Source organism: Pseudoxanthomonas gei (genome assembly GCF_010119615.1).
In the GTDB taxonomy this organism is placed as follows: domain Bacteria; phylum Pseudomonadota; class Gammaproteobacteria; order Xanthomonadales; family Xanthomonadaceae; genus Pseudoxanthomonas_A; species Pseudoxanthomonas_A gei.
This window is the reverse complement of sequence record NZ_QOVG01000005.1, coordinates 185,743-199,471: the sequence shown is the minus strand read 5'-3', so window position 1 is coordinate 199,471 and position 13,729 is coordinate 185,743. Positions and strand designations below refer to the sequence as shown.

Annotated in this window: 11 protein-coding genes and 1 pseudogene; 5 read left to right on the top strand and 7 right to left on the bottom strand. The window is 67.4% G+C overall.

The annotated features are described in order from the left end of the window. Positions 1 to 75: 75 nt before the first annotated feature. Positions 76 to 1,314 (bottom strand): annotated as a pseudogene (locus DT603_RS09225) (flavohemoglobin expression-modulating QEGLA motif protein); the annotation flags it as partial. Between the two features lie 395 nt (positions 1,315 to 1,709). Further along, complete coding sequence (gene rsgA, locus DT603_RS09220) at positions 1,710 to 2,804, bottom strand: ribosome small subunit-dependent GTPase A (RefSeq protein ID WP_162349583.1); 1,095 nt, start codon at positions 2,802 to 2,804, stop codon at positions 1,710 to 1,712. An 81-nt stretch (positions 2,805 to 2,885) separates the two neighbouring features. Here rsgA and DT603_RS09215 point away from each other — a divergent pair, with 81 nt between their 5' ends. The 3 genes from DT603_RS09215 (at position 2,886) to DT603_RS09205 (ending at position 5,670) form a co-directional block, all read left to right on the top strand. Continuing rightward, complete coding sequence (locus tag DT603_RS09215) at positions 2,886 to 4,163, top strand: aminotransferase class I/II-fold pyridoxal phosphate-dependent enzyme (protein WP_162349582.1); 1,278 nt, start codon at positions 2,886 to 2,888, stop codon at positions 4,161 to 4,163. 158 nt (positions 4,164 to 4,321) lie between these two features. After that, the gene (locus DT603_RS09210; RefSeq protein WP_162349581.1) at positions 4,322 to 4,975 is read left to right on the top strand and encodes an SGNH/GDSL hydrolase family protein; all 654 of its coding nucleotides are present in this window, start codon (positions 4,322 to 4,324) and stop codon (positions 4,973 to 4,975) included. Next, entirely contained in the window at positions 4,972 to 5,670 is a 699-nt protein-coding gene (locus tag DT603_RS09205) for a class I SAM-dependent methyltransferase (protein WP_246191722.1), read from the top strand. The genes DT603_RS09210 and DT603_RS09205 overlap by 4 nt, the downstream gene beginning before the upstream one ends. 126 nt (positions 5,671 to 5,796) lie before the next feature. Here the strand turns inward: DT603_RS09205 and DT603_RS09200 are convergent, their stop codons facing one another. Next, positions 5,797 to 6,606: a polysaccharide deacetylase family protein gene (locus tag DT603_RS09200; protein ID WP_162349579.1), complete on the bottom strand. Its 810-nt coding sequence runs from the start codon at positions 6,604 to 6,606 to the stop codon at positions 5,797 to 5,799. 59 nt (positions 6,607 to 6,665) lie between these two features. On the opposite strand from DT603_RS09200, the gene grxD reads away from it, so the two are divergent. Beyond that, entirely contained in the window at positions 6,666 to 7,595 is a 930-nt protein-coding gene (gene grxD / locus DT603_RS09195) for a Grx4 family monothiol glutaredoxin (RefSeq protein WP_162349687.1), read from the top strand. 39 nt (positions 7,596 to 7,634) lie between these two features. Here the strand turns inward: grxD and DT603_RS09190 are convergent, their stop codons facing one another. The 4 genes from DT603_RS09190 to acs all read right to left on the bottom strand — a co-directional run bounded on the left by DT603_RS09190 (position 7,635) and on the right by acs (position 12,090). After that, the gene (locus DT603_RS09190; protein ID WP_162349578.1) at positions 7,635 to 8,189 is read right to left on the bottom strand and encodes a DUF924 family protein; all 555 of its coding nucleotides are present in this window, start codon (positions 8,187 to 8,189) and stop codon (positions 7,635 to 7,637) included. Positions 8,190 to 8,194: 5 nt separating this feature from the next. Further along, positions 8,195 to 9,262, bottom strand: coding sequence for a diguanylate cyclase (locus DT603_RS09185; protein ID WP_162349577.1), 1,068 nt, complete (start codon positions 9,260 to 9,262; stop codon positions 8,195 to 8,197). A gap of 68 nt (positions 9,263 to 9,330) precedes the next feature. Next, positions 9,331 to 9,999 carry a response regulator transcription factor gene (locus DT603_RS09180; RefSeq protein WP_162349576.1) on the bottom strand — a complete coding sequence of 223 codons (669 nt, stop codon included), beginning with the start codon at positions 9,997 to 9,999 and terminating at the stop codon, positions 9,331 to 9,333. Positions 10,000 to 10,146: 147 nt separating this feature from the next. Next, positions 10,147 to 12,090, bottom strand: coding sequence for an acetate--CoA ligase (gene acs, locus DT603_RS09175; RefSeq protein WP_162349575.1), 1,944 nt, complete (start codon positions 12,088 to 12,090; stop codon positions 10,147 to 10,149). Between the two features lie 255 nt (positions 12,091 to 12,345). Here acs and DT603_RS09170 point away from each other — a divergent pair, with 255 nt between their 5' ends. Next, positions 12,346 to 13,722 (top strand): DcaP family trimeric outer membrane transporter, encoded by a 1,377-nt coding sequence (locus DT603_RS09170; RefSeq protein WP_162349574.1) that lies wholly within the window; start codon positions 12,346 to 12,348, stop codon positions 13,720 to 13,722. Positions 13,723 to 13,729 lie beyond the last annotated feature (7 nt).

Below are 13,729 nucleotides of genomic sequence, written 5' to 3'. Positions count from 1 at the left end.
TCACTGTGAAGCGGTCGGGGCTGAAGCCCCTCCCACACCGGGAAGCATGTCCCGCGCGGGAACAGTGGCGGCCACCGGATCGGTCAACTGGTCCAGGCGGATGCGGTTGGCGAACAGCGAGAACGCCAGCATTCCCGCCAGGCCGCTGGCGCGGCTGACCCACGGCGGCAGCCAGCGCGGCGGCGCCAGCACCCCGCTTTCAAACAGCGGCGCGAACGCGCGCACGTCGCCCAGGGTCATCTTGCCGGCAAACAGCCAGCGTCCCAGCCGCAGCTGGTCATCCTGCAGCGCGCGGCGGAAGAAGGTATGTACGTCGATCAGCCCGCGCAGGTACACCGTGTCCTTGGTGAAGGCGGTGCCACCGCCGGCCGGCACGCCGCGGAACACGCGCTGGGCCGAGGAGAAGCTTTCCTCCACGTTCTGGCCGGCGTCGATGAAGTAGCGGAACACCTCGACGAAGTCGGCGCCCGACAGCGCCATGGCAATGGCCTCGATGCGCAGGCTGATGCGCTTCATGCGGGCGATGTCGATGCTGCCGGTGATCTGCTCGGCAAACGTGGCCAGGCCTTCCTGGGTTTCGGTGGCGCGCGGCGAGGACAGCGCCAGGCTGGGCATCAGCGGCTGCTGGCGGCCGTTGAGCGCGGTCAGTGAATGCACCAGCGCCTCGTGGTGGAACAGCTGGCGGCGATCGTAGTCGCTGAAGTCGGCCCCCTGGCGCAGGCGGATGCGGGTGGCGCCGGCGGCGGCCTTGGCGATCAGGTCCGGGTCGAGCTCCACGGTGATCACGCGGCTGTCGAAGAAATCGTCGAGGTCGTTCTGCAGCTGCAGGCGCAGGGCGGTGGCCGAGATCGGGACCTGTTCCTCGGGCGCGAGCAGCTCGCGGTCCAGTTCGTTGGCGATGGAGATGAAATGGCGCGCCGCGTCGCGGGTGGTCGGGCCGTTGCCGGGCAAGGTGGCCTCCGGCGAGCCGAACAGAGCCAGTGAATGCGCGCCGGCCGCGGGCGTGCCCAGAGTTTCCAGCAATTGCGCGGCCAGCGCCCAGCTGCGGGTGGATTCGAGCAGGTAACGGCCGAGCGGATGGGCCGGATCGGCTTCGGCGCCGATGGCTTCCAGTTCGCGGCGTTCTGCGCTGAAGTCGAACTTGGGATATTCGATCAGCGGCAGGCTTGGGTTTCCGGCGGCAAAGGATGCCAGGAACGGCGCCTGCACCGCCGCCGGCCAGCTCGCCAGCCCCAGCAGCTTGATCCCGCGCGCAGCCTGGACCATGCGCGCGTCGAGGGCGGCGTGGTGGGTGATGTCGGGGTAAGGGGTCATGCGTCGCCTTGCGTAGATTCGGGCTTGCTTTTGATTGTGCCCCCAAACCCCGTGAGACGTGGCAAGCGCAGTGGGTAAAACCCGAAGGGCGGCGCACAGGATGTGCGACGTTTCCGGACGGCACATGGATGTGCCTTCCGGAAATTCCCGCTGCGCTTGCGGACCCAACGGCTTCACCGTTGGGCACGTCGTCAGGGCGGCTTTCTTTTGGTTACTTTTCTTTGCCGTTCAAAGAAAAGTGACTCGCGCAAAGCACGAAACGCTTTGGCTTTGGCTCTGACAGACGGCGCGAAGAGCGCCCCCTTCCGCCTTCGGCACCTTCCCCCGCAAGCGAGGGAAGGGCTACTTCTCATAATGCGCGAACAAGTCTTGAGGTTTGGATCCTCGATTTATGGCTATTCGCGCCCATACCGATCATCCGACCGCTTCGGCGCCGGCCTGCCGCCCACCTTGGTATTGGCCTGTGCGACCCGCACCGCCAGCTTGTCGGCGGCGGCGGCGACCTCGTCGCGCAGCTTCAGGTAATTGATGAAGCGTTCCTCGTCGATGTCGCCGGCCTCGATCGCCGCGCGCACCGCGCAGCCCGGCTCTTTCTGGTGCGAGCAATCGCGGAACTTGCATTGGGCGGCCAGCGCCTCGATGTCGGCGAAACCGCTTTCCTTCAGTTCTTCCTCGCCGGTGGGCTTGAGCTCGCGCATGCCCGGCGTATCGATCAGGCAGGCACCGGATGGCAGCGGGATCAGCGCGCGGTGGGTGGTGGTGTGGCGGCCGCGCGAATCGTTCTCGCGCACCGCCGCGGTCTTCATGCGGTCGATGCCGAGCAGGGTGTTGGTCAGGGTGGACTTGCCGGCGCCCGACGAGCCGACCAGCACCGCGGTGCGGCCCGCGCCCAGCCAGCCATGCAGTGATTCCACGCTGGCCGGGTCCTTGGCGTTGACCGCGCACACGGTGATGTCCTGCGCGGCCAGCTCGGCCAGGGTCTCGACCGCATCTTCGGAGTAGTCGGTCTGGTCGGCCTTGGTCAGCACCACCACCGGTTCGGCGCCACCGCCACCGACCAGCATCAGGTAGCGTTCGATGCGGCGCGGATTGAAGTCGTCGTCCAGCCCGCAGACGATGAATACGGTGTCCACGTTGGCCGCGATCACCTGCTGGTGGTAGTGCTCGCCGGCGGCGCCGCGCTTGATCGCGGTGTGCCGCGGCAGCAGGGCGACGATCTTCTTGCCGTCCATCAGCACCCAGTCGCCGACCGCGGCGCGCTGGTGCGAGGGAAAGCGCGGCTTCTGCCATTCCGGCAGCGACTCGGCCTTCAGCGCGGCTTCCGGGCCGTCGGCGACCACGTAGCCGGAGCGGTGCTGCTCGCTGACCCGGGCCGGCAGGGCCTGCGGATGCAGGGAAAACAGGGCGGACCAGGCGGCGTCTTCAGGCAGGCCGGCATACGGCCAGCCGATCAGGCGCAGGGCGGTGAAATCAGGGGAAGGTGCGGGCATGCGGCCATTCTAGGCGCCGGGTCCCGGAATCCCGCGCGAATTCCGTTACGATTTCCTTCTCCCTGCCGCCAGACCGCCCCGATGTCGAACCCGATCAAACCCCTCGCCACCCGCGAACGCCTGTCCGAGGTCCGTTACGAGATCCGCGGCGAGCTGGCCCGGCGCGCCCGCGACCTGGAGGCCCAGGGGCGCAAGCTGATCAAGTTGAACATCGGCAATCCGGGCGCATTCGGATTCCGCGCCCCGGCACACCTGCAGCTGGCCATCACCAGCGACATCGACCACACCGATCCCTACACCCACCAGCAGGGCCTGCCGGCCGCCCGCGAAGCCATCGCCGCCGCCTACGCACGCCGCGGCACGCCGAATGCGCACCCGGACCGCGTCTTCGTCGGCAACGGCGTCAGCGAGCTGATCGACCTGTCGCTGCGCGCCCTGCTCAACCCGGGCGACGAAGTGCTGGTGCCCTCGCCCGACTACCCGCTGTGGTCGGCGGCGACCATCCTCAATGACGGCCGCCCGGTCTATTACCGCTGCGACCCGGCCAACGACTTCCTGCCCGACCCGGCCGAGATCGAGAACCTGGTGTCCTCGCGCACCCGCGCCATCGTGCTGATCAATCCCAACAACCCGACCGGCGCGACCTATCCGCGCGAGCTGCTGGAGCGCATCGTCGCCATCGCCGCGCGCCACAAGCTGCTGCTGATGGTCGACGAGATCTACGACCAGGTCCTCTACGACGACGCCAGGTTCCAGCCGGTCGCGCCGCTGGCCGGCGACGTGCCCTGCCTGACCTTCAGCGGCCTGAGCAAGGTGCACCGGGCCTGTGGCTGGCGGGTGGGCTGGGCCCTGTTGTCGGGCGACGGCGAAGCCGTCGGCAACCTGCACCACGCCATGGACCTGCTGGGCGCGCTGCGCCTGTGCGCCAACGTGCCGGGCCAGTACGCGGTGGAAGCGGCGGTCAACGGGCCCGATACCATCTCGGCGCTGTGCGCGCCGGGTGGTCGACTGTACGAAACACGGCGCGCGGTGATCGAAGCCTGCGAGGCCAGCGACCATCTTTCGCTGGTCGCCCCGGCGGGCGCGCTGTACGCCTTCCCGGCGGTGGTGGGCGATGCGGCAAAGGGCTTCGACGACCACGACTTCGCGCTGGAGCTGATGGAAACCGAAGGCGTGCTGGTGGTGCCCGGCTCCAGTTTCAACGTGCCCTACCGCAACCATTTCCGGGTGACCCTGTTGCCGGAAGCCGAAACGATGCGGGAAGTGTTCGCGCGCATCGATCGGGTGCTGGCGCGGCGCGCCGAAGCGGTGACGAAGGTCGTTCCGATCAAGTCGAAATCCCGGCCTGCGGCGGCTTGATCTCTTCCGCTGTCATCCCTGCCAAGGCGGGGAACCAGTGACCTTGCTCGTCGCGGAAGGTGCTTGCAGACCCAGCAAGGGTAAAAACCTTGCAGTCGCCGGGTTCCGGCCTTCGCGGGGCTTTCAACCGCCGCATGGCGGGTCATGGCGGGACCGATATGGTTGAGCTTTCACTTCATCGCACACACCACAGCCCCGTCGAATTGCGATTTCTGGCCCTCGGCGATTCCTACACCATCGGCGAAGGCGTTGCCGAATCCGGGCGCTGGCCGGTGCAACTGGCGCGTGCATTGCGCGCCGACGGCATTCCGGTTTCGGATCCGCAGATCATCGCGCGGACCGGCTGGACCACCGACGAGCTGCAGGCGGCCATCGACGCGGCGGCGCCGCTGCCGGGCTATGACCTGGTCAGCCTGCTGATCGGAGTCAACAACCAGTACCGCGGACGCAGCGTGGAAGAGTACCGGCTGCAGTTCGCCGCGCTGCTGGAACGTGCGGTCGGCTTCGCGCAGGGGCGTCGCGAACGCGTGCTGGTGCTGTCGATCCCCGATTGGGGCGTCACCCCGTTCGCGCGCCAGGGCAGCCACGATGCCGCCGCCATTGCCGTGCAGATCGACGACTTCAATGCAGCGGCGCGCCAGCTTTGCGAGGCGCGCGGGGTCGCCTTCGTCGACATCACTCCGGTCAGCCGCGCGCGCGGGGCCGAACCGGCGATGCTGGCCGACGATGGGCTGCACCCTTCGGCCAGCCTGTATAACGAATGGATGCGACTGGCGCTTCCGGTCGTGCGCGCCATGGAGGCTGCTGTTTGAACCATTCCCCCACCCGACCGTTCGACTCCGCCACTGCCACGCGCATCGCCCGCGCCTACCTGCCGCGGCATCCGCTGGGCAATCGCTGGGACTATTACTACAGCCGCGCCAAGCTGGGCAGCGACCCCTTGTACCCGGGCGTGCTGCAGGCGCTGCGCGGCAGCGACGCACCGCTGCTGGACCTGGGCTGCGGGCTGGGCCTGCTGGCCCATGCGCTGCGCCTGGACGGGCAGGCGCTGGCCTATCGCGGCGTGGACAACGACGCGGACAAGATCAGGCGCGCGCAGAAAGTGGCCGACAAGAATGGACTGGCCGATACCCGGTTCGAAGTGGTCGACCTGGCCAACGTCACCCCGCAACACCAGGGGAGTGTCGCGATCCTGGACGTCCTGCAATACCTGGGCATCGACGATCAGCAGCGCCTGATCAGGAACGTGGTGGCGATGCTGGTGCCCGGCGGGCGCCTGGTGATCCGCACCGCCCTCAGTGACGGCAGCCGCCGCGGCAGGACCACCCGCATCACCGACCGCCTGGCCAACCTGATCGGCTGGATGCAGTTCCGTCCCCGTTCCTACCCCGACGCCCCCGCGCTGCGCGCGCAGCTGGATGCGGCCGGATTGCAAACCACGTTCTCCCCGCTGTACGGGAACACGCCATTCAATAACTGGCTGATAGTCGCGCACAGGCCCGGGTAAGAGGCAGGCAGCAGCTGCACAGGCTGCGACCCTAAACCTTCGGCATGCAATGGCGCGGCCCCGCGTGCTGGCCGCAGCTGCTGGCCCCCCGGCAAACAAACCAGAGGCATCCGCGTAAGCGGGTAGCTAACAGGCCGGGTCGGGAGCGGCTTCGGGCAGCACGCTGGTGTAACCGCGTTCGCGCATGGCCTGCAGCACGCCCTCGACGATGGCCAGGTTGTTGCCATGTGGCGCGCCTTCGTGGAGCAGCACGATGGCGCCGGGCCGCAGCTGGCCGACGATGCGTGGCACCACCTGCCCAGGTTCGCCGCGCACGCCATCGAACCCGCGCGCGCTCCAGGCCACGCGCGCCAGCCGGTTTTCCTTCAACGCCGCCGACACGAACGGATTGGCCATGCCGACCACCGCCCGGAACCAGCGCGGCGCCTGCCCGGTGATGTCGCCCAGGGTCGCCTGCGCCTGCCCGATTTCGGCGGCCATGCGCCGTGGCCCCAGCGCCCAGAACCAGGCCTGCGGATGGGAGCGGCTGTGGTTGCCGATGCCATGGCCGCGACGCAGGATCTCGCGCGCCAGTTCCGGTTGTGCGGCGGCGCGGTCGGCCACCAGGAAAAACGTGGCCCTGGCCTGGTGGCGGTCCAGCAGGTCCAGCATGGCCGCCGTCTCGTGCGAGGGGCCGTCGTCGATGGTCAGCCAGACCGCGTTCTCCCGGGTCGGCAGGCGGCTCAGCACCGGGCTGAACAGCCCCGATTGCGGCCGCATCGTGCCCCACAGGAACAGCATGTGGGTGGCGAACAGGCAGGCCAGGCCCAGCGGCCAGCCCCATTGCCACCACGCCACCGCCACCAGCGCATGCAGGACCAGCGCCAGCGCCCACCAGGCGTGCGGATGGCGGGGAACGCGGTGCGGGGCGTGACTGAGTGTTGCCGTCGTGGTCATGCCGCAATCATGCCATGCAGCGTAAAATCGCCATTCCCGAAAAACCCGGTAGTTGCCTGATGTCCCTCGATCCCGCGCTGCGTTCACGCATCGAAACCCTGCTGCAGTCCAACCGCGTCGTGCTGTTCATGAAAGGCCAGCCCACGATGCCGCAATGCGGATTCTCGGCCAAGGCGGTGGGCGCGCTGTCGGCGCTCGGCGTCGACTACACCCACGTCAACGTGCTGGCCGACCAGGACATCCGCGAAGGCATCAAGGCCTATGGCGACTGGCCGACCATCCCGCAGCTGTACATCGACGGTGAACTGGTCGGCGGCAGCGACATCATCGAGCAGATGAGCAACTCCGGCGAGCTGGCCTCGGTGCTCGGCGTCGCCGCACCGGATCGCAGCCCGCCCACGATCACCGTCACGCCTGCGGCCGCCGAAATGCTGGCCAACGCCGCGGCCGACGCCGGCCCCGGCAGCGCCTTGTCGCTGTCGATCAACGCCCAGTTCCAGCCCAACTTCCAGCTTGCCCAGTTCGATGCCAACGCCATCGCCGCCGAATCCAACGGCGTGCGCATCCAGTTCGACCTGGCCAGCGCGCGCCGCGCCGAGGGCATCACCATCGACTGGGTCGACGACATCCGCGGCAAGGGCCTGGCCATCGACAATCCCAATGCGCCCAAGCCCGTGGCTGGCTTGTCGCCGGCTGAAGCCAGTGCGCGCGTGGTGGCCGGCGAAGTACTGCTGGTCGACGTGCGACCGCCAGAGGAACGCGCGGTCGCCGCGGTGCCGTTGCCGTTCAAGACCTTCGACGGCAATGGCCGTGCCGAACTGGAAGCCTTGCCCAAGGACACCGCGCTGGCCTTCCTGTGCCGCAGCGGCGGGCGCAGCCAGCAGGCCGCCGAGGAATTCCGCGCGCTTGGTTTCAGCAACGTCTTCAACGTTGTCGGCGGCACCAATGCCTGGGCCGATGAAGCGGGTTCGGAGCTGGCGAAATATTGACGCAGGCTTCCTGCTCCCGGCTGGCCAAGGGACCAGCGCCTAGCCGCTGAAGCCGCCGGCCGCCAGGTAGGCGACTTCGGCCTGGGTCGGCTCCCGCCCCAGCGCCGCATTGCGATGCGGGAAGCGGCCGAAGCGCGCGATCAGGTCGCGGTGCAGCTGCGCGTATTCCATCAACTCGTCCTGGCCAATGCCGGCGATCAACTGCATCGCGTAATCCTGGTCGGGCAACGCTTCGGAATGCTCGAAGGGCAGGTAGAAGAACAGCCGTAACGCGGTTTCCACCTGCAGGTCCAGGCCCGCGGCGATGGCCTCGCGCGCCTGCCGCCGGGCCAGCCCATCGGTGGCGTACGAATGCGCATTGCCACGGAAGCAGTTGCGTGGGTACTGGTCCAGCAGCAACAGCAGGGCCAGGGCGCCCTCGGACGTGCCGCCCCAGGCCGCAAGCTCGCCGCGCGCGGCCGCGAAATGGGCGGCCTCGAAGCGGCAGCGGAAGTCGTCGTCAAAGGCATCGTCGCGTTCGAACCATTTGGCCGGCCCGGCGTCGCGCCAGAAAGCGACGACCTGCGCTGCCGTGACCGCCTGCGTTCCGTCCATGCCTGCTAGCCCACCTGCAGCGCGGCCGGCAGGCGCGCCACTTCGATGCAGTCACGACCCCGTGCCTTGGCCGCATACAGTGCCGCGTCGGCAACCACCACCCAGTCGTTCACGCTGGCGATGGTGGGATTGATTTCAGCCAGGCCGACGCTGATGGTGCAACGCAGCCCGGGCTGGGGGAACTCGTAGGAAGCCACCTGGCGCCGCAATCGTTCGGCGGCCACGATGGCCTCCTCCCAGCGGGTCTCCGGCATGATCACGCAGAACTCGTCGCCGCCGTAGCGCCCGCCGCTGTCGATATCGCGCAGGCAGGCCTTCATCAAACGGGCGAATTCCTCGATCACCAGGTCGCCCACCGTGTGGCCGTAGCCGTCGTTGATCTGCTTGAACGAATCGATGTCGATCATCATCAGCACCGCCGGGCGCCCGGCGCGCAGGAAGCGGTCGAACTCGCTGCGCGCCGCGAACAGCCACTGCTGCCGGTTGAGCAGGCCCGTGGCCGCGTCGAAGCGCGAGGTCTTTTCCAGCAGCTTCTTCTGTTGCAGGGTCTTCTGCCCAAGACTGCGGCTGCTGCCGCCGATCACCAATGGCAGCACCACCAGCATCGGCAGGCAGGCCAGCAGGGTGGGGTAGGTGGTGACCGGATCGAAACGGAATCCGAGCGCCGCGCTGGCCAGCAGGCAGACGGCGCCCAGCAGGGCCAGCGACCTGGCGGCGAAGCGGCGGCCACCGACGATGATCTGGTTCATCATCAGGATGATGGCCAGCAGCACGCTGGGCAACGTGTCGAAGGCCATTGCGGCAATCCAGAACCCGCCCTGCGCGGCATCGATGAGCAGGTTCCGGTATTCGGCCTTGACCGACGCGGCGCTGTTGCGCGCCAGCAGGTAAGCCACGTGGGGCCAGAGCAGGCCGCTGAAGGCCAGGGCCATCCACAGCCAGGGCGTCACCACGCCGTCCTCGTACAGGGACACGGCCACGCACAGCGCACCCAGGGCCAGGCCGGCGGCCCGCAAGGGATGCATGCGCTTGGTGAAGTTCAGGCGGCGGGCCTTGCCTTGATCGCTGTGCATCGCCTGATTATGGCTGAGCCGGTGGACGCGGAGCGTGCCTGGGTCCAGCTGCGGGCAGCGAGCCGGGATCAGTCCTGCTCTTCGGGTGGCGCCACCATGGTTTCCGGATCGACCGACAGGCGTCCGGCCATCAGCACGGCCTGGGTGCGGTTGGTCACGCCCAGCTTGCGCAGGATCGCGGTGACATGCGCCTTGATGGTGGCTTCGGACACGCCCAGGTCGTAAGCGATCTGCTTGTTGAGGCGACCGGCGCCAAGCATCTGCAGGACGCGGAACTGCTGCGGGGTGAGCTCACGCAGGCGCTGGGCCACTTCGTATTCGTCACGACCGATGCCCGGCGCCGCCAGTGCTTCCGGTGGCGCCCAGCGTTCGCCGTCCAGCACCCGGCCGATGGCCGCGCCGATGGTGTCCGAGGCGGCCGACTTGGGAATGAAGCCCAGCGCGCCATGGTCCAGCGCGCGGCGCATGACGCTGGGTTCCTCGCGCGCGGACACCACCACCACCGGCAGTTGCGGGTGCAGCACGCGCAGGTGCACCAGCGCATTGAAGCCGTGCGCGCCGGGCATGTTGAGATCCATCAGCAACAGGTCGGCATCGGGATGCGCGTCGACCAGCGCGTACAGCGCGTCGACGCTGTCGGCCTCGTGCAGGTGAACCCCCGGCATCACCCGCTGCACCGCCCCGCGCAGGGCTTCGCGGAACAAGGGGTGGTCGTCGGCGATGAGCAGGGTGGTCATGGGTAAATGGTCAATGGAAAAGTGTGAAGGGCAAAGTGAGGTTCATGGCAGTGTTGTTCGAAAAAAGCAGATGCGTAATCCGGCAGAGGAGCAATGGGAAATCGGGTGCTTTCACCCTTCACCATTCACCCTTCGCTCTTCGCCCCTTCAACGCACCTTGCGCTCCGCCACCAGCGCCTCGACCACCGAGGGATCGGCCAGGGTCGAGGTATCGCCAAGTTGCTCCGGCGCGTTCTCGGCGATCTTGCGCAGGATGCGGCGCATGATCTTGCCCGAACGGGTCTTGGGCAGGCCCGGTGCCCATTGCAGGTGGTCGGGCGAGGCGATGGGGCCGATTTCCCTGCGCACCCACGCCACCAGTTCCTTCTGCAGTTCCTCGGTCTGGGCTTCGCCGGCGATCAGGGTCACGTAGGCGTAGATGCCCTGGCCCTTGAGGTCGTGCGGGAAGCCGACCACGGCCGCTTCGGCGACCTTGGGATGGGAGACCAGCGCGCTCTCCACTTCGGCGGTGCCGATGCGGTGGCCGCTGACGTTGATCACGTCATCGACGCGCCCGGTGATCCAGTAATAGCCGTCCTCGTCGCGCCGGCAGCCATCACCGGTGAAGTAGGTGCCCGGATAGGTGCGGAAATAGGTGTCGATGAAACGCGGGTGGTCGCCGTACACGCTGCGCATCTGCCCGGGCCATGAATCAAGCAGCACCAGGTTGCCCTCGGCGGCGCCCTCCAGGAACTCGCCGTTGGCATCGACCAGGGCCGGCTGCACACCGAAGAACGGCAGCGTCGCCGAACCGGGCTTGAGGTCGGTGGCGCCGGCCAGCGGCGTGATCAGGATGCCGCCGGTCTCGGTCTGCCACCAGGTGTCGACGATGGGGCAGCGCGAATCGCCGACCACTTCGTAGTACCAGCGCCAGGCTTCGGGATTGATCGGCTCGCCGACGCTGCCCAGCAGGCGCAGCGACTTGCGCGAAGTGCGCTTCACCGGCTCCTCGCCCTCGCGCATCAACGCGCGGATCGCGGTGGGCGCGGTGTAGAAGATGGTCACCTGGTGCTTGTCGATGACCTCCCAGAACCGCGACACATTGGGATAGTTGGGCACGCCCTCGAACATCACCGCGGTGGCGCCGTTGGCCAGCGGCCCGTAGACGATGTAGCTGTGGCCGGTGACCCAGCCGACGTCGGCGGTGCACCAGTAGATATCGTCCTCGCGCAGGTCGAAGACGGCTTCGTGCGTATAACTGGCGAACAGCAGGTAGCCGCCGGTGGTGTGCAGCACGCCCTTGGGCTTGCCGGTGGAGCCGGAGGTATAGAGCAGGAACAAGGGATCCTCGGCGTTCATGCGTTCGGGTTCGCATTCGGCCGGTTGCGCATCGACCACCGCATCGAACCAGCGGTCGCGCGGCATCTGCATGTCGACCGCGCCGCCGGTGTGGCGCACGACCAGGACCGTTTCCACGGTATTGGTGCCGGGAAGTTTCAGCGCCGCATCCACGTTGGCCTTCAATGGCACCCTCTTGCCGCCGCGCAGGCCTTCGTCGGCGGTGATGATCAGCTTGCTCTCGCAGTCGCCGACGCGGTCGGCGATGGAATGGGCGGCGAAGCCACCGAACACCACCGAGTGGATCGCGCCAATGCGCGCGCAGGCCAGCATCGCCACGGCCGCTTCGGGAATCATCGGCAGGTAGATGGTGACGCGGTCGCCCTTCTTCACGCCCAGGTTGCGCAGCGCATTGCCGAGCTTGCACACGCGCTCGTGCAGTTCGCGGTAGGTGATGCCATAGGACGGGCTGTCGGGGCTGTCGGGTTCGAACAGCAGGGCGACCTTGTCGCCGCGTTTTTCCAGCTGCCGGTCCAGGCAGTTGACGCTGGCATTGAGCTCGCCGTCGGCGAACCAGCGGATATGGAAATCCTTGAGGTCGTAGCTGACATCCCTGATCTGGGTCGGCGCCTTGAACCAGTCCAGGCGCCTGGAGGCTTCACCCCAGAACCCGTCTGGGTCCTCGACCGAGCGGCGATAGTCATGCAGGTACTGGTCGCGGTTGATGCGCGCATGCGCGGCGAACTGCGGATTGACGGGGTATAGGTCGGACATGGTTGCCTCCTGGGAGAGCGTTTGCCGCCTTGCGCATCGCGCGCGGGTGGAACGGCGACTGGGCTGGAGTTTGACGCATTCATTGCTGCCGCGACGCAGCAAGTCGCTTAGACCATCGTCGAAGCCTCGCCCCTGGCCCCGTATTCGCGTGGTGGCTATCGACTAATGGCGAATAGGCGCGGCCCGCGGCGGCGCGCAGTCTGCGGCGCAACCGTGCACTTTGCGCGGCCTATCAGCATTATCGGGAGAGGGATAATGAGAAAAACCATCGTATCCATGTCGCGCCGGCCATTGGCCGCGGCATTGTTCGTCGCGTTGGTCGCGCCTGGCATGGCCTTTGCCGAAACGGCCAAGGAAAAGGAACTGGAGGCGCGCGTCGCCGCGCTGGAGCAGCAGATCCAGGCGCTGCTGTCATCGCAGCAACAGCAACAGACGGTGCTTGCCGACACCCAGGCGCAGATCACCGAAGTGAAGACCGCCCAGGCCGCGCCGGCCGACGGCAAGCCACGCATCCAGACCGGGCCGATCATGCCGGGCGCGAATCCGGGCACGTCGTTTACCTACGGCGGCTTCATCAAGATGGACGGCATGTACACCGACACCAGCGACGGGCGCATCGCCGATGGCTCGTCGGGCCGGTTGTTCTACCTGCCCAGTTCGATCCCGGTGGGCGGACCGACGGCCGATGGCGGCGACCCGTACACCGACTACCACGCGCAGTTCTCGCGCTTCTACTTCAGCGCCGACACCGTCACCGACGGCGGCAACAAGGTCAAGGCCTACATCGAGGCCGACATGTTCGGCGGCGGCAGCAATGCGCTGGCCGGCAACGAGACCGCGACCAACACCTATGCAGTGTCGCTGCGCCAGGCCTACGTAAGCTGGAACAACTGGCTGGCCGGCCAGACCTGGTCCAATTTCATGGATACCGCAGCCCTGCCCGACGCGGTCGATTTCGTCGGCGTCACCGACGGCACCGTGTTCGTGCGCCAGGCGCAGTTGCGCTACACCAAGGGGCCCTGGTCGTTCTCGGCCGAGAACCCGCAGACCACCGTCACCCCGTACCTCAACGTGGGCGCGCGCTTCAACAGCGGGGACAACGTCATGCCCGACCTGACCGGCCGCTACGTCACCAAGGGTGACTGGGGTCATTTCAGCGTCGCCGGCATGGTCCGCCAGTTCAAATACCTGGATGAAACCGACACCGGCGCGGCGGTCAGCGTCTCGGGCAAGTTCAACCTGGGCAAGAGCGACGACATCCGCTATGCGGTCAACGCCGGCAGCGGCATCGGCCGTTACCTGGCTTTCGGCCTGGGCAGCGACGTGGTGCTTGATGCCAGCGGCGAGGTCAATGCGCTGGATGGCTACGGCGGTTTCGTGGCCTGGCGCCACGTGTTCTCGCCCAAGGTCCGCACCAACCTGATGTATTCGGCGGCGATGTTCGACAACGACAAGGCCATCACCGGCTTCGGCGTGACCGAGCGCGCGCAATCCCTGCACGCCAACCTGATCTATTCGCCGTTCCCCAAGCTGGACCTGGGCGCCGAACTGATCTTCGGACAGCGCGCACTTGAAGATGACCGCGAGGGCGACCTGCGGCGTATCCACACCAGCGTCAAGTACAGCTTCTAAGGGGAAA